At 66.9% G+C, this 15089-nt stretch carries 17 protein-coding genes; 7 read left to right on the top strand and 10 right to left on the bottom strand.

All coding sequences use genetic code 11. From position 1 onward, the window contains the following. Nucleotides 1-12: 12 nt before the first annotated feature. On the top strand, nucleotides 13-951 hold the full coding sequence (locus EH199_RS03270) for an MlaD family protein (protein ID WP_124807825.1): 939 nt from the start codon (nucleotides 13-15) through the stop codon (nucleotides 949-951). Then, entirely contained in the window at nucleotides 948-1556 is a 609-nt protein-coding gene (locus EH199_RS03265; protein WP_223806443.1) for an ABC-type transport auxiliary lipoprotein family protein, read from the top strand. The genes EH199_RS03270 and EH199_RS03265 overlap by 4 nt, the downstream gene beginning before the upstream one ends. 22 nt (nucleotides 1557-1578) lie before the next feature. Here the strand turns inward: EH199_RS03265 and EH199_RS03260 are convergent, their stop codons facing one another. The 6 genes from EH199_RS03260 to crcB are packed head-to-tail and all read right to left on the bottom strand — an operon-like array spanning nucleotide 1579 to nucleotide 5353. Then, complete coding sequence (locus EH199_RS03260; protein ID WP_124807824.1) at nucleotides 1579-2274, bottom strand: ATP12 family chaperone protein; 696 nt, start codon at nucleotides 2272-2274, stop codon at nucleotides 1579-1581. Further along, nucleotides 2271-2495 (bottom strand): hypothetical protein, encoded by a 225-nt coding sequence (locus EH199_RS03255; protein WP_124807823.1) that lies wholly within the window; start codon nucleotides 2493-2495, stop codon nucleotides 2271-2273. The genes EH199_RS03260 and EH199_RS03255 overlap by 4 nt, the downstream gene beginning before the upstream one ends. Beyond that, nucleotides 2492-3166, bottom strand: a complete 675-nt coding sequence (locus EH199_RS03250; RefSeq protein WP_124807822.1) for an HAD-IA family hydrolase — start codon at nucleotides 3164-3166, stop codon at nucleotides 2492-2494. The genes EH199_RS03255 and EH199_RS03250 overlap by 4 nt, the downstream gene beginning before the upstream one ends. After that, nucleotides 3163-3765: an FMN-binding negative transcriptional regulator gene (locus EH199_RS03245; protein WP_124807821.1), complete on the bottom strand. Its 603-nt coding sequence runs from the start codon at nucleotides 3763-3765 to the stop codon at nucleotides 3163-3165. The genes EH199_RS03250 and EH199_RS03245 overlap by 4 nt, the downstream gene beginning before the upstream one ends. Then, nucleotides 3765-4955, bottom strand: a complete 1191-nt coding sequence (locus EH199_RS03240; protein WP_124807820.1) for an RluA family pseudouridine synthase — start codon at nucleotides 4953-4955, stop codon at nucleotides 3765-3767. Before EH199_RS03240 ends, EH199_RS03245 begins: the two co-directional genes overlap by 1 nt. Continuing rightward, complete coding sequence (gene crcB / locus EH199_RS03235) at nucleotides 4952-5353, bottom strand: fluoride efflux transporter CrcB (protein WP_124807819.1); 402 nt, start codon at nucleotides 5351-5353, stop codon at nucleotides 4952-4954. The genes EH199_RS03240 and crcB overlap by 4 nt, the downstream gene beginning before the upstream one ends. A gap of 212 nt (nucleotides 5354-5565) precedes the next feature. On the opposite strand from crcB, the gene rpsU reads away from it, so the two are divergent. The 5 genes from rpsU (at nucleotide 5566) to gatB (ending at nucleotide 10019) form a co-directional block, all read left to right on the top strand. Beyond that, nucleotides 5566-5772 carry a 30S ribosomal protein S21 gene (gene rpsU / locus EH199_RS03230; RefSeq protein WP_091145878.1) on the top strand — a complete coding sequence of 69 codons (207 nt, stop codon included), beginning with the start codon at nucleotides 5566-5568 and terminating at the stop codon, nucleotides 5770-5772. Between the two features lie 185 nt (nucleotides 5773-5957). Next, nucleotides 5958-6536, top strand: a complete 579-nt coding sequence (locus EH199_RS03225; protein WP_124807818.1) for an FKBP-type peptidyl-prolyl cis-trans isomerase — start codon at nucleotides 5958-5960, stop codon at nucleotides 6534-6536. Nucleotides 6537-6631: 95 nt separating this feature from the next. Beyond that, nucleotides 6632-6934, top strand: coding sequence for an Asp-tRNA(Asn)/Glu-tRNA(Gln) amidotransferase subunit GatC (gene gatC / locus EH199_RS03220; RefSeq protein ID WP_124807817.1), 303 nt, complete (start codon nucleotides 6632-6634; stop codon nucleotides 6932-6934). Continuing rightward, nucleotides 6934-8430, top strand: a complete 1497-nt coding sequence (gatA, locus tag EH199_RS03215) for an Asp-tRNA(Asn)/Glu-tRNA(Gln) amidotransferase subunit GatA (protein ID WP_124807816.1) — start codon at nucleotides 6934-6936, stop codon at nucleotides 8428-8430. The genes gatC and gatA overlap by 1 nt, the downstream gene beginning before the upstream one ends. A 95-nt stretch (nucleotides 8431-8525) precedes the next feature. Further along, complete coding sequence (gene gatB / locus EH199_RS03210; protein WP_124807815.1) at nucleotides 8526-10019, top strand: Asp-tRNA(Asn)/Glu-tRNA(Gln) amidotransferase subunit GatB; 1494 nt, start codon at nucleotides 8526-8528, stop codon at nucleotides 10017-10019. Between the two features lie 37 nt (nucleotides 10020-10056). Here gatB and EH199_RS03205 read toward each other — a convergent pair whose 3' ends face one another. The 4 genes from EH199_RS03205 to EH199_RS03190 all read right to left on the bottom strand — a co-directional run bounded on the left by EH199_RS03205 (nucleotide 10057) and on the right by EH199_RS03190 (nucleotide 14903). Further along, the gene (locus tag EH199_RS03205) at nucleotides 10057-10809 is read right to left on the bottom strand and encodes a hypothetical protein (RefSeq protein ID WP_124807814.1); all 753 of its coding nucleotides are present in this window, start codon (nucleotides 10807-10809) and stop codon (nucleotides 10057-10059) included. A gap of 26 nt (nucleotides 10810-10835) precedes the next feature. After that, complete coding sequence (locus EH199_RS03200; RefSeq protein WP_124807813.1) at nucleotides 10836-11480, bottom strand: hypothetical protein; 645 nt, start codon at nucleotides 11478-11480, stop codon at nucleotides 10836-10838. Between the two features lie 163 nt (nucleotides 11481-11643). Continuing rightward, on the bottom strand, nucleotides 11644-11940 hold the full coding sequence (locus EH199_RS03195; RefSeq protein ID WP_124807812.1) for a hypothetical protein: 297 nt from the start codon (nucleotides 11938-11940) through the stop codon (nucleotides 11644-11646). A 47-nt stretch (nucleotides 11941-11987) separates the two neighbouring features. Next, the gene (locus EH199_RS03190) at nucleotides 11988-14903 is read right to left on the bottom strand and encodes a pitrilysin family protein (protein ID WP_124807811.1); all 2916 of its coding nucleotides are present in this window, start codon (nucleotides 14901-14903) and stop codon (nucleotides 11988-11990) included. Nucleotides 14904-15089 lie beyond the last annotated feature (186 nt).

Here is a 15089-nt window from a genome sequence, read left to right as displayed (position 1 = left end):
GGAACACAGCCGATGGAAACGCGCGCAAACCATATCTGGGTCGGGGCCGTTACCCTCCTGCTGCTGGCCGGCATCGCCGCGCTGACGGTGTGGATCGCGCGCCTGAACCAGGGCGAACAGGATCACTACGACATCTTCTTCAAGCAGTCGGTGGATGGTCTGGCCAAGGGATCGGAAGTCTCGTTCTCGGGCGTGCCCTCGGGGCAGGTGGAAGACATCGATCTGTGGGAGAAGGACCCGGAATTCGTCCGGGTGCGGATCAAGATCAACAGGAAGGTGCCGATCCTGCAGGGCACGACCGCCAGCCTGCAGGGCAGCTTCACCGGCGTAACCACCATCCAGTTGCAGGGCGCGGTCAAGGGCGCGCCGCCGATCGAGGAAAAGGGACCGGAAGGCGTGCCCGTGATCCCGACCAAGCGCGGCGGTCTTGGCGAGATTCTGGCCAACACGCCGCTGTTGCTGGAACGGCTGGCGACGCTGACCGAACGGCTGACGATGGTGCTGTCCGACCAGAACCTGAAGTCGTTCGAAAACATCATGCGCAACACGGACAAGATGACCGGCAACCTTGCCGCTGCCTCGCCCGATGTGAAGCGGGTGCTGTCCGAATTGCAGGCGACCTTGCGGCAGGCGAACTACACGCTTTCCAGCTTCGAGAAGCTGGCCGGATCGACCGACGCGATGATCAACGACGAAGGTATCGGCCTGGCCAAGCAGTTGCGCCAGACGCTGAAATCGGCCCAGTCCGCGGCGGACGCGCTCCAGGCCACGCTGGATGATACGCGCCCGGCCGCGCGCCAGCTGAACGAACGCACGCTGCCTGCCGCCGAAGCCGCGATCCGCGATCTGCAGGCGACGACGCGGTCGCTGCGCGAAGTGACCGACAAGATCAACGACCGTGGCGTAAGCGCCATCGTCGGCAGCCCGAAGCTGCCGGACTACAAGCCATGAAAGGGACCATCGCGATGATCCGCAAACCGATCTTTGCCGCGCCGCTGCTCGCGTCTGCCCTCGCTCTCTCCCTTTCCGCCTGCGTCAACATCGGCACCAAGGTGCCGGGCACGCTGATGAGCCTGACGCCTGAAAGCGCGCCGGCGGCTGGCGCCGGCGTGTCGGGCAGCCTCTCCGGCGCGACCGCCGTGCTGGAGCCGGCGGCGGAGGCGCGGCTGGCGGTGCTGCGCATTCCGGTGCAGATCGACGATTCCAACGTCGCCTATCTCAAAGGCACGCAATGGGTCGAACGGCCGACGCGGCTGTTCCAGCGCCTGCTGGCCGAAACGCTGCGCGCCAAGGGCGGCAGGCTGGTGGTGGAGAACGACCTGGGCGTCAGCGGGCCGCGCCTTTCGGGCCGCATTCTCGACCTGGGCTACGACGCGCGCAGCCGGCGCGTGATCGTCCGTTTCGATGCGGTGAAGGAACTGCCGGGCGGCAAGATCGAGACGAAGCGTTTCGAACAGGACGTGCCGGGCGTCGCGCCGGAAGCGAGCGAGGTGGGGCCGGCGCTGAACAAGGCGGCCAACGCCGTGGCGAAGGACGTGGTCGACTGGTTCGGCTGATCCTGATTGGCAGGAAAGCGGTTTAAGCCCGCGCAAGTTCCGCGAAGCGGGTTGCCGCGCGGAACGCCGCGAAGCGCTTGTCGCGCCGGTCCTGTGCCTCGGCATCCTTGCCCCACAGTTCCGCCTGCCAGTCTTCCTCGAGATTGGCGGCGTTCCACAACGCTTCCACGTCCGCGCCCGGCGCGATGGCGGCAAGGCCCAGCGTAAGCGACGCGGCCAGGCTGGCGGTGTTGCGCAGCGCCGCCAGCGCGAAGGCGTCCAGCCCTTCCAGTTCGCCGGCGATGCGCTCGATCGCCTCAGGCGGCTGCGGCCGGTGCATGACGCCCGAAACGCGGTGGAAGCTCACGCCGATGCGCGTTTCCATGGCGGACAGCAGCGGTTCCCACACCGCGCGCTGGCGCGCCGCCAAGGGCTCGTCCGGCTCGGCGCGATAGCACAGCGTATCGGTTTCGGCATAAGGCAGCAGTTCGCCGATGGTGCGGGCGCGTTCGGGAGCGACCACATCCAGCGCGAAATCGGCCATGTCGCGCAGGTGAAAGCGGGTGCTGTCGATCTCTTCGCCCTGATCGGCCCACTCCGCCGCCATGGCCTCGGCCAGCGCGCGGGCGGGGACGATCTGGGGACGTCCGCCGACGGTGCGGATGCCGCGCCCGTCCAGCACCACGCGAAAGCCGCCATCTTCGGCGACAACGGTCACGTCCTTGTAGAAACGCTTCATTCGGGGCTCCGCCAGCGCTTTGCCAGCAGGGGTGGCAGCGCGAAGAAATCGGCAAGACCGGCGGCCATCAGGACATAGCCCGCCGCTTCGGGCAGGCCCGCCAGCCACCCGACCTTATGCGAAGCGACAAGCGCGCCGGCCAGCACCAGCAGCGTGCCGGAAAGGCGGACCAGTTGCAGGATGGCGAAACGGGCGATGGCCGGGTCGCGCTCGGCGCTCATTCCATGCCTTTCAGCAGGGCGCGCAGTTCGTCCATGGTGGTGGCCACCGCTTCGGCGCCCGCCTCGAACAGCTCCGCCGGATCGTGATAGCCCCAGTCCACCCCGAATGCCCGGATGCCCGCATTGCGCGCCATTTCCATGTCATAGGCGGTATCGCCGATCATGGCGGTGTGCGCGGCGCTGGCGCCGGTGGCTTCGAGGCAGGCTTCCACCATCGAAGGATGGGGCTTCGAGGGATGCCGGTCGGCCGTCTGCAGCGTAACGAAGTGCCCGGCAAGGCCATGGGTGGCCAGGCAATGGGCAAGGCCCCGGTCGCTCTTGCCGGTGGCGACGCCCAGCAGCCAGCCAGCGTCCGCCAGTTCTTCCACCAGCGCGGCGATGCCTTCGTAGAGCGGCTCGGCCACGGCGCCGGCCTCGCGCCGGGCGCGGAAGGCGTCCTTGTAGTATCCGGCCAGCGCGGCGTGGTCGCGGTCCCCGCCTTCAGGGTGCAGGCGGCGCATCGCCTCGTGCAGCGAAAGGCCGACGATCCTGCGGGTTGCCGCGCGATCGGGCGGAGTCAGGCCCGCGGTGGCGAAGGCCGCGTCCATGGCCGCGCAGATATCGGCCTGGCTGTCGACCAGCGTGCCGTCGCAATCGAAGATGGCAAGGCGCAAAGGCGCGTCGGACGTCATGGCACCAACTTCCTCATCAGTTCGGCGATGGCGGGCGATCCTTCCGCCTCAAGCCCCGCCGCCACGCGGGTGCGTTCGTCGGCCGGCTTGTTCTGCGAAAGCTTGAACGTGGGCCGCCAGGCCAGCACTTCCATCTCGAAGCCCACGATCGCGCCCATCATCTGCCGCAGTTGCGGTTCGGGCATCTTGTCCATCGTCCAAGGCGTGCCATCGGCGATGCGCGCTTCATGCCGTGCGGAAAGCCCTTCCAGCAGCGCGCGCAGGCCATCCTGATCCATGCGCCGCACGCGCCCTTCCAGTTCCAGCGCCACGTAGTTCCACGTCGGCACCTGCGCGGCATCGGCATACCAGCGCGGGCTGACATAACCGTCCGGCCCGTTGACCACCGCCAGCGCCATGGCGCCGTCCAGGTGGCGGGTCAGCGCGTTGCCGCGCGCGAGATGGAACTGCACCGCGCCGTCGCCGGTCGAAAGCAGCGGCGTATGCGCCACGCGCGGCCCGTCCGGCGTGGTCAGGAACACCATGCCGAATCCGATTTCCGCGATCAGCGCTTCGTGCAGATCGCGATCGTCGCTGCGGAAGGCGGGGTTCGGGTGCATCAGCGCTTGGGCGTGCGGGGCGATGGCGTCTTGCGTGCCGCCGGCTTCTTTGCGGCGGGCTTCGCGGCGGCGCGCTTGCCCGTCGGCTTGCGGCCGGTGGGCCCATCGGCCCGCTTGCGCCGTTCGCCGCGCCGCTCCTTGCGGTACTGCTTGGCATGAGCCTTGGCCGCGCGCTTCTGTTCGTCCTTCTCGTCGACCAGCTTGACCGGTTCGAGCGGGAGATCGCCGTCCGCCTCGTCGAAGCCCAGCTGCGCCATGCTGGCCGCGAAATGCTCGGGCAGCGGGGCCGTTACATCGATCAGGTCGCCTTCGGGATGCTCGATGCGCAGGCGGCGGGCGTGGAGGTGCATCTTGCGGCTGATGCTGCCGGTCAGGAACGCCGCCTGTCCGCCATATTTGCCGTCACCCACGATCGGATGACCGATCGCCGCCATGTGGACGCGAAGCTGGTGGGTGCGGCCGGTCAGCGGCTGGAGTTCCACCCAGGCCGCCCGGTTGCCGGCGCGATCGACCACGCGGTAGCGGGTGCGCGCCGTCTGACCCTGGCCGCTTTCATCGACCATCATCTTCTCGCCACCGGTGCCCGGCTGCTTGGCCAGCGGCAGTTCGATCAGTCCGTCCGATATATCGGGAATGCCCGTCACGAGCGCCCAGTAGATCTTCCTGGCCGACCGGCCGGAGAAGCGCTTGGAGAAGAATGCCGCGCTGCCGGGCGTGCGGGCGATCAGCAGGACGCCCGACGTGTCCTTGTCGAGCCGGTGGACCAGGCGCGGGCGTGGTCCCTTGTCCTCTGCGTAGGCGTCGAGCAGGCCGTCGACATGCTCGTGCGTGCCGCTGCCGCCCTGCGTGGCGAGGCCGGGCGGCTTGTTGAGCACGATCGCCGCGCGGTCCTTTTCCAGCACCATGGATTCGGCCAGCGCGATTTGCTCCTCGGTCAGCGGCTTGCGCGGCCGGGCGCTCTTGCTGCCCGCCAGAGGGGTGGTCCCGCCTGGCGGCACGCGCAGCACCTGGCCCTTCGCCAGGCGGGTATCGACATCGGCGCGCTTGCCGTCGACGCGGATCTGGCCGGTGCGCGCCCAGCGCGAAACCGTGGCGAAGCCCACTTGCGGCAAATGGCGCTTGAACCAGCGGTCGAGCCGGATGTCGTCATCGTCGTGCGCGATGGTGAACTGGCGGACTTCCTCGCTCATGCCGCTGCCCGCATCACGAAAAGGCCCAGGAACAGCCCGGCGATGCCCGTCGCCAGCGAACCCGCCGCATAAACCGCGGCCGTGCCCATCAGCCCGCGTTCGAGCAGCAGCGCGGTTTCGAGGCTGAACGAGGAGAACGTGGTGAAGCCGCCCAGCACGCCCACCGCCAGCAGCAGCCGCCAGGCTTCGCCGGCCGCGCCATTCCGGGCAAGCCAGCCCGCCAGCAGTCCCATCAGCAGGCTGCCCGCGACGTTGATCGAAAAGGTGGGCCAGGGAAAGGCCGCGTTGGGGCCGACGATGCCCATCACGAGCCGTCCGGCATGATAGCGCAGCACCGATCCACCGGCGCCGCCAGCGGCGACCAGCAGCGTGGCCTGCAAGGTTGAGGGAGGATTCATGGTTGCGGCCTTAGACGTTCAGCGGCTCCGGGGGAAGGGCGGGGGAACGATCAGGGCGCGAGTTTGCTTGCCTTTCGTTTGGCGCACTGCTAACGGGCCGCCGGTTGGAGCCGGTCCAGCATGGATTCGGCCCCGTTCGTGTTTCCCGAATCACGGTGACCCCCGCATGATTGGCGGGCTCTCGCCTGAAGCTGTTTGAGGTGTGTCGGTTTATGCAGATTCTCGTTCGCGACAACAATGTCGACCAGGCTCTTCGCGCGCTCAAGAAGAAGCTGCAGCGTGAGGGCGTGTATCGCGAAATGAAGCTGCGCCGCCACTACGAAAAGCCCTCCGAAAAGCGCGCCCGCGAAAAGGCGGCCGCTGTTCGCCGCGCCCGCAAGCTGGAGCGCAAGCGGCTGGAGCGCGACGGCGCCAAGTAAGGTTCGGGCGGCGGAAGAGACGTTGGTCTCATCCGCCATCTAGCCTCTTGCCGCGACGGCCCGGCTGGGCCAAGAGGGGCGCCGTCATCGCGGCGCCCTTTCGCACATCTGGCCCTTGCGGCCGATGGCGATTCGCGCCTTACCGCAGGGAGAGCCTCAGACCGGGGCGCTCAAAAGGGGAAGCAATGTCCGAAATCACGCGCGTTCCGCTGCAGCCTGTTGCGCAGGGATCGGTCACCAAGATCTGGCTTGGCGTTGCCGTGGCCGCTTTGATCGGGATCGGCGGGGCCTATGCCGCGCGGCCGCAGCACTTTGCGGCGGTCTATGTCGAGGCGGTCAAGCAGGGTGAAGGCGAATCGCCGAAGACGGGCGATGTCGCGCTGGTGAACTATGTCGGGCGGCTCGCGTCCACCGGCAAGGAATTCGATCGCGGCGAACGTGTCGCCATGCCGGTCGATGGGGTGATCCCCGGCTTCTCCAAGGGGCTTCAGATGATGAAGCGCGGCGGCAAGTACCGGCTCGAGATTCCGGCCGCCGATGCCTATGGCGATCGCCCGCAGACCAACCAGGGCACTGGCGAAGTGGTGATCCCGGCCAACAGCGATCTGGTGTTCGAAGTCGAACTGATCGATTTCAAGAGCGCCGCCGAGCTGGAGCAGCAACGCCGCGTCCTGCAGCAGATGCAAGGGATGCAGGGCATGCCCGGCGGGCCGCACGGTGGCCCGCATGGCGCGCCGCCCGCCGGGGAAGCCCCGCAGCGCTGATCGCGCGTCTCCGTCCGTTCGCTTGAAGGACGCCGCGCGCGATGCTAGCGCGCGGCGTCCTTTGTTTTTCCGTTTGTCCAAGGCAGGGAAATCCCATGTCCGTAGATACCGCCACGGTGGCGAAGATCGCCTCGCTGGCCCGCCTCAAGGTTACCGAACCGGAGCTTGAGGCGATGGTCCCCGAACTCAACGGCATTCTCGCCTGGGTCGAGCAACTGGGGGAAGTGGACGTCGCCGGCATCGAGCCGATGACCGCCGTGATCCCCAATACCCTGCGCCTGCGCGATGACGTGGTGAATGCCGATCCGCTGACCGGCGGCGGCATTCGCGATGCCGTGCTGGCCAATGCGCCGGCGGCCGAACACGGCTTCTTCGGCGTGCCCAAGGTGATCGAATAATGCCCAATACCGCAAACGAACTGACCGAACTTGGCATCGCCGCGATCCGCGAAGGCGTGGCGAAGGGCGAATTCACCGCCACCGAAGTCGCCGCCGCGTTCAACGCGGCGGTCGCGGCGGCGCAGCCCGCGCTCAATGCCTTCATCGTCACCACCCCGGAGAAGGCGCTGGAAGCCGCCGCGAAGGTCGATGCCGATCGCGCCGCCGGCAAGGCGCTGGGCAAGATGGCGGGCGTGCCGATCGGCATGAAGGACCTGTTCGCCACCAAGGGCGTGCAGACCACCGCCGCCAGCCACATCCTCGAAGGCTTCACGCCCGAGTATGAAAGCACGGTCAGCAGCAAGCTGTGGGATGCGGGCGCGGGGATGCTGGGCAAGCTGAACCTTGACCAGTTCGCGATGGGGTCGTCGAACGAGACCAGCGCCTTCGGCAACGTGATCTCGCCCTGGCGCCGCCCCGGTGATACCGCGCCGCTGGCGCCCGGCGGTTCGTCGGGCGGTTCCTCGGCCGCCGTCGCCGCGCGTCTGGCACCGGCCGCGACCGGCACGGACACCGGCGGATCGATCCGCCAGCCGGCGGCCTTCACCGGCATTTCGGGCATCAAGCCGACGTATGGCCGCTGCTCGCGCTGGGGCATCGTGGCCTTCGCCAGCTCGCTCGACCAGGCCGGGCCGATGGCGCGCGACGTGCGCGATTGCGCGATCATGCTGGAAGCGATGGCCGGGTTCGATCCCAAGGACGCAACCAGCCTCGACATGCCGGTGCCCGCGTGGGAAGCGGGGCTCTCGGGCGACCTGCGGGGCAAGAAGGTCGGCATCCCGCGCGAATACCGCATGGACGGCATGGACCCGGACGTCGCGAAATCGTGGGACGACGGTATCGCCTGGCTGAAGGACGCGGGCGCGGAGATCGTGGACATCTCGCTGCCGCACACCAAGTACGCGCTGCCGACCTACTACATTATCGCGCCGGCCGAAGCCTCATCCAACCTCGCGCGCTATGATGGCGTGCGCTATGGCCTGCGCGAACTGCCCGACGGCGCGAACCTGCAGGACATGTACGCCGCCACGCGCGCGGCGGGCTTCGGCGCGGAGGTCAAGCGCCGCATCCTGATCGGCACCTATGTGCTCTCGGCCGGGTTCTATGATGCCTATTACACGCAGGCGCAGAAGGTCCGCACGCTGATCAGCCACGACTTCAAGAACGCCTTCACCGAAGTCGACGTGATCCTGGCGCCGACCGCGCCGACCGCCGCGTTCGCGCTGGGTGAAAAGAGCGACGATCCACTGGCGATGTACCTGAACGACGTGTTCTCGGTGCCCGCCAGCCTTGCGGGGCTGCCGGCGATGTCGGTGCCCGCCGGGGTGGACCGCAACGGGCTGCCGCTGGGCCTGCAGGTCATCGGCAAGGCCTTCGACGAACAGGGCGTACTGAACGCCGGGCTGGCGATCGAGCAACGCGCGGGGTTCTCGGCCAAGCCGGCGAAGTGGTGGTAATGGACGTCACCCCGGCGCAAGCCGGGGTCTCGGGCCTGAAGGTCCGACCCAGATCAACGAGATCCCCGCGTCCGCGGGGATGACGGAAGAACGAGATGAACAGCTATCGCATTCAGGGCGCAACAGGGGATTGGGAGGTCGTGATCGGCCTTGAAGTCCATGCGCAGGTCACGTCCAACGCCAAGCTGTTCTCGGGATCGGCCACGGCTTTCGGCGCCGAGCCGAACAGCCAGGTCAGCCTTGTCGACGCCGCGATGCCGGGGATGCTGCCGGTGCCCAACCGCGAATGCATCCGCCAGGCGGTGCGCACGGGCATGGCGATCAACGCGCAGATCAACAAGTGGTCGCGCTTCGACCGCAAGAACTACTTCTACGCCGATCTGCCGCAGGGCTACCAGATCAGCCAGCTCTACCACCCGCTGGTGGGTGAGGGCACGATCGAGATCCAGCTCGACGACAAGGACCCCGAAAGCACCAAGACCATCGGCATCGAACGCATCCACGTGGAGCAGGATGCGGGCAAGCTGATGCACGACCAGCACCCGACGATGTCCTACGTGGACCTGAACCGCTCGGGTGTGGCGCTGATGGAAATCGTCAGCCGGCCCGACATGCGCTCGCCGGCCGAGGCGGGGGCCTATCTCACCAAGCTGCGCACGATCCTGCGCTATGTCGGCTCGTGCGATGGCAACATGGACCAGGGCTCGATGCGCGCCGACGTGAACGTCTCGGTCCGCCGGCCGGGTGAGCCGTTCGGCACGCGCACCGAGACCAAGAACGTCAATTCGGTGCGCTTCGTCATGCAGGCGATCGAGCACGAGGCGAACCGCCAGGTCGATGTGCTGGAGAGCGGTGGCAAGATCGTGCAGGAAACCCGCCTGTTTGATCCGGACAGCGGCTCCACCCGCTCGATGCGCTCGAAGGAAGACGCGCACGATTACCGCTACTTCCCCGATCCGGACCTGCTGCCGCTGGAACTGGACGATGCGTTCCTGGAGGAATGCCGCGCCAGCCTGCCCGAACTGCCGGACGCCAAGCGCCACCGCTACGAAACGGTGCTGGGCCTCTCGCCCTACAACGCTGGCGTGCTGACCGCCGACGTGGAAACCGCGCGCTGGTTCGAGAAGCTGCTGGCCGAAAGCGCGGGCAAGCAGGGCAAGGGCGAAGCCGACGTGGCGAAGCAGGCGGCCAACTGGCTGACCTCCGAACTGTTCGGCGCGCTCAACAAGCTGGGCCGCGGCCTTGAGGATTCGCCGGTCAGCCCCGAAGGCGCGGCCGAACTGCTGGCGCTGGTGGGCGATGGCACGATTTCCGGCTCGATCGCCAAGCAGGTGCTCGAAAAGATGCTGGAAACGGGCGACGGCGCCGCCGCCATCGTCGAGCGCGAAGGTCTGAAGCAGACCAGCGACACCGGCGCGATCGAAGCGGTGGTGGACAAGGTGCTGGCTGACAACGCCGACAAGGTCGAACAGTACCGGGGCGGCAAGGAAGCGTTGTTCGGCTTCTTCGTGGGCCAGACGATGAAGGCCATGCAGGGCAAGGCCAACCCGCAGCTGGTCAACGAACTGCTGAAGAAGAAGCTGGGGTAACGTTCCGGCCCGCGCTGTGCGGGCCGGAACCCGTCAATCAGGATTTGGCCGGCGTGCGTGGCGCCTTGCGTTCGTTGTTGGCGTATTCCTGGAAGTTCTTCTTGAACACGGCGACCAGCTCGTCGAGCGCGGCCACGGCGTCTTCGCCTTCCTTGGGCGGGAACAGTTTCAGGCCGTTGCCGCCCCACGCCTTGTACTCGAAGGCGATCTTCTCGCCCGCCCCGAAATCGCGCACCATGAACAGGGTTCGCAGCGAGCGACCGTAAATGGCGGCTTTCTGGTAGAAGACGTCCGCCACGATCAGCTCGGAATAGCACTTGCTCGGGGATTCCCCGCGGCGTGTCTTGACCGAGTTCATGGTGTGGCGGTCGACGGGTTGCGAATGCGTGATGATCGTGGTGCCGGGCGTCAGCTTCAGTTCCGTCCGCAGATCCAGCGCCTGCAGCGCATCCAGCTGGCTCGGACTGTCGAGGGCGCTGGCCAGCAGCGTGCGGTTGGTGGCATCCCGGTTGCCGTGGATCGCCGCGTCCAGCAAGCCTCCGCCCAGCAGGCCGGTCGTCATCGAGGTCATTCGTTGCGCGGGCCAGATGTGCAGTTCGCACCCATCCGCCGCGCCATCGGCAGGAGGATGCGCAATGACCTCGACCGGAGCCGGAGCGGGTTGAGCCGTGGCGGTCTGGTCCGGCGCGACCGCCGCCGGGGTAGCCGCCGACCCCTGTTCCTGTGCGCAGACCTGCTGCACGCTGCCGGCAAGCAGCATCGTTCCGAGCACAAGGCCTGGATATTTCATTCGTACCCCCTCTTATCCTGGTTCGGTCAATGTTTGCGCTTCGGCGGGGCGGCCAGCATCCTGCCGAAATCGGTCAGGCTTTTGCCAAAGGCCGCAGACAGTTCGGCGACAGCATCCGCGGGGGCCGCATCGCTTTTTGCCGGCGGGAACTGGGTGAGTTTCTCGGTCGCAATCGTGCCGAACGTGCGGGTCGGCGTATCGCCGGCGTCAAATCTGCGGAAGCGCACGAGCGTCTTGAGATAGGCACCGCTGAAAACATCTGCCTGAAAGAAGACGTCATCGATGGCGAGTTCCGCGTAGCAGGGGGGACTGTTCGCGAGAATGCGGCCAACGGTGCCACGCAACACGCGGCTTTCCAGCGGCTGATCGTGCAGAACCGTCCGGAAGCCGGGCAGGCCGAGGATGGCTGGCAGATCCTGGCTGTTCAGGATTTCCACCTGTCGCGCGGTAGTCAAAGGCTGATCGGGCAGTTTCGGATAGCCAGGGCGGCCTTGGACGGAGCCGTCGACGATGCCGCCATGCACCCAGCCGTAGTAGGTAGAGCGCAACGGGCCGGATGGCCATACATGCAATTCGCAAGGGGCGGCGGCGGTGTCGGCGGTGCTTTCCGCCGCGTACGCCGCATGCAGCGGCGCCAAAACGGCCGCCAAGGCCCATAAAATCGTCCGCATCGTCGAACCCCCTGCAACGCCCAGTATACCTGTGGGGGAAAGCCAACAATGCCGATTTTACCTGTCGCGTTTGCCGGGCATTACGCTGATTGGCGCCATCTTCACGACGACGCGGATGGACGCAAGTTGCGCCCATCCGCGTAAGGAATCGTGGAGACCTCGTTCAGGCGCGCGTCCCGTTCATCGGGAAGGTGCCGAACATGCCGGCGGTGACCGAACCAGTCAGCGCGTCACCATCGACGGTGGCCTTGCAGTCCAGCGTCATCGGCATGGGTACGGTCATCTTCATCTGCCAGGTCAGCGTGTTGCCATCGACCTTGCCGTTTTCCACCGCCATCGTGCCGGTGGGGCCGGCGTTGCTGCCGGTGAAGGTATCGCCGCTGACTTCGACGGTGAACTTGCTCGACTGATCGCCCATCGGCGTCTTGGTCACGCAATCATAGGTACCGGCAACAGACATGGTTCTCTCCCGTTAACGGCTCGCCGGCAAGCGCCGACGACGCCCTCTCATTTGCTACCTACATTGCTGTCAATAGCAAGCGATTCGACTGGCAGGCCCAGCGCTTCCAGTTGCGGCCGCACCTTGGCGGCATCGCCCACCACCACATAGACCAGCTTGTCGGCCGAGATTGCGGCGCGGGCGGCGGCGTCCGCCTGCTGCGCGGTCATGCTGCCATAGCGGCCGGCGAGCGTTTCGTAGTAGTTGTCGGGCCGCTTGTTTTCGATGATCGAACTCACGCCATCGAGCACCGAGCGCGAGGTTTCGAACATGCCGGGCAGTTCACGCGCGCTGCCGCTGGTAGACCACTTGATCTCGTCGGCGGTCACGCCCTTCGTGCCGAGGAAGCCGGTGAGTTCCTTGCGCAGTTCGGCAATGGCGGGGCCGGTCTGGTCGGTCTGTACCGGCGCGATGATGCGGAAGGGGACGCGGTCCTCCCGTTCGACCACGCCGCTCGACACGCCATAGGACCAGCCCTTGGTTTCGCGCAGGTTGGTGTTGATGCGTGAGAGGAAGTTGCCGCCGAAGATGTCGTTGGCGGTGCGCAGCGCCAGCAGGTCGTCGGTGCCCTTTGCGTCCAGCACTTCGCCCGTCATGATGACGGATTGAGGGGAGGCGGGCCGGTCTATCAGGATGATGCGCGGCTTCTGGACGGGAACCGGCACCGCGAAGTTCTTGACCGGGGCGGGTTCGGCCGGCGCTTTCCAGGCGCCGAAGCTCTTTTCCAGCAGTTTGGTGACTTCGGCCAGCGTGGTATCGCCGACCACGAAGACGCTGGCGGTATCCGGGCGGAACCACCGCTTGTGGAACGTGGCCAGATCATCGCGCGAGAGGCGCGCGACGACGGCCGGATCGCCGGTTCCGGTGGCGGGAATGCCATAGGGGTGCTGCGGCCCGTAGAGCGTGGGGTACAGCACCCGGAACGCCAGTGACGTGGGGTCCTTCATCTCGCCGCTGATCGCCGTGAGTTGCTGGGCACGCACGCGCTCGAGTTCGCGGGCATCCAGCGCCGGATGCTGGATATAGTCCGCCAGCAACCCCAGCGAGGCAGCGAGATTGGGCGTAACCGCATCGAGCTGGAACGACGTGGTATCGGGGTTCGCGCTTCCCGAGATGCTGGCGCCCAGCCGTTCGCGTGCCCGCGCGAACGCCGAGGAATCGAGCGTGGTCGTGCCTTCGTTCATCAGCTTGAGCAGCAGCGCTTCGGTGCCGAGCGCGTTCTTGGGATCGGCGGCATAGCCAGCGTCGAAGCTCACGCGCACCGATACCGCCGGCACGTCGGCGCGACGGGCGAAATAGACCTTCATCCCGTTGGGCAGGGTGGCGCGTTCGATCTTCGGGAACACCAGCGGGCTGAGCTGCCCCACGGGCGGAAGCTCCGACCGGTCGGGCGCGCTGGCCCCCGCGCCCGATGCCGAACCATCCGCAAAGCGCGGATCGCGCCAGAAGGCGGGGCGGGCGGACGGGCTCTTGGGATCGGTCAGGAAACCGCCACGGTGTTCGCCGCCTTCGGTGCGCGTGCCCGGTTCCACCGTCAGCGCGAATGTGGGACGCGAAAGCCATTTCCGGGTCACGTCGCGAACCTGCGCGGGCGTCAGCGCGGCCGCGGCGTCCAGTTCCTTGCGATAGGCGCCAGCATCGTGCTGGTAGAGCAGGCCTTCGGCGAGCGTGGGCGCCTTGCCGCTGCCGCCGCCCACCGATTCCAGCGCGCGGATCTGCCCGGCGGCAAACGTCGTCGCGGCGCGTTCCAGTTCGTCCTGCGTCGGCCCTTGGGCAAGGAACCGCGCCACTTCGGCATCGAGCGCGGCGCTGACCTTCGCCGGATCGGTGCCGGGCTTCACGTCGGCAAAGACCTCGAACTGCCCGCCCTGCGCGAAGATCGAGGTACTCGCCGATACCGATACGGCAAGCTGCTGCTGCCGGACGAGCGCGTCATCGAGCCGCGAGCTGGCAAGCCCGCCAAGAACCGCGCCCGCCATCTGCAGCGGCAGGTATTCCGGGTTGTCGAGGCCGGGGGTCGTCCAGACGCGGTAGATGCGGGTGGTGGCGATCTGATCCTTGATCGTCTTGCTGACCGGCGCGGGCAACGTGGGCACCGGCACGGATACCGGCTGCACCGCCGGGCCGGCGGGAATGGCGCCGAACCATTTGGCGACCTTGGCCTTGGCCGTGGCGAGATCGATGTCGCCCGCCAGCACGAGGATGGCGTTGTTCGGGCCGTAGTGGTCGCGGAACCAGCCTTTGACGTCTTCGAGCGAGGCCGAGTTCAGGTCGTCCATCGAGCCGATGGTGGAATGGTGATAGGGATGGCCCGAGGGATAGAGCGTCTCCAGCTCCTCGTACTCGACCATGCCGAACGGCTGGTTGTCGCCCTGCCGCTTCTCGTTCTGAACGACGCTGCGCTGGTTATCGAGCTTTTCCTGGGTGACCGCACCCAGCAGGTAGCCCATGCGGTCGCTTTCCAGCATCAGCGTGCGGTCGAGCGCGGCCGTCGGCACGGTCTCGAAATAGTTGGTGCGGTCGAACCACGTCGTGCCGTTCATGTCGGTCGCGCCGACCTGCTGCAGCGGTTCGAAGAAATCGCCGGGCGCATGTTCGGACCCGTTGAACATCAGGTGTTCGAACAGATGCGCGAAGCCGGTCTTGCCCTTCGGTTCGTTCTTGGAGCCGACCGCGTACCACACCGAAACCGCGACCACCGGCGCCTTGCGGTCGGTATTGACCAGCACCCGCAGGCCGTTGGGCAGGGTGAAGCTTTCGTAGGGGATGGTCACCCGGTTGACGAGATCGGCGACGGGGGCGGGCTTGATGGCCTCTGCCGGCGCCGGCTGCGCGGCGGCCGCGGGCTGCGTTCCGGTGAAAGCGAGAGCGGCGGCGATGGCGATGGCGGAGACGAACTGCGAAGCGGAATGCATGCGGGCCATGGGTTATCCTGTGGGAGACTCTGTATCCTTTGTAACCGTTTCAGAAACCGATGCCATACCGAAGCTGAACGGCGTTCGACGAACGACGTGTCCGTTCGTCGAACGCCGCTTGCAAACTTGCATACGCGAAAGGCCGGCCCGCGCGGGATGCGCGCGGACCGGGCTTCGGGATGCCTTGCGCCGTGG

Source organism: Novosphingobium sp. LASN5T (genome assembly GCF_003856955.1).
GTDB lineage: Bacteria > Pseudomonadota > Alphaproteobacteria > Sphingomonadales > Sphingomonadaceae > Novosphingobium.
Note: the sequence above shows the minus strand (reverse complement) of the source record. Positions and strands in the feature narration are given on the sequence as shown.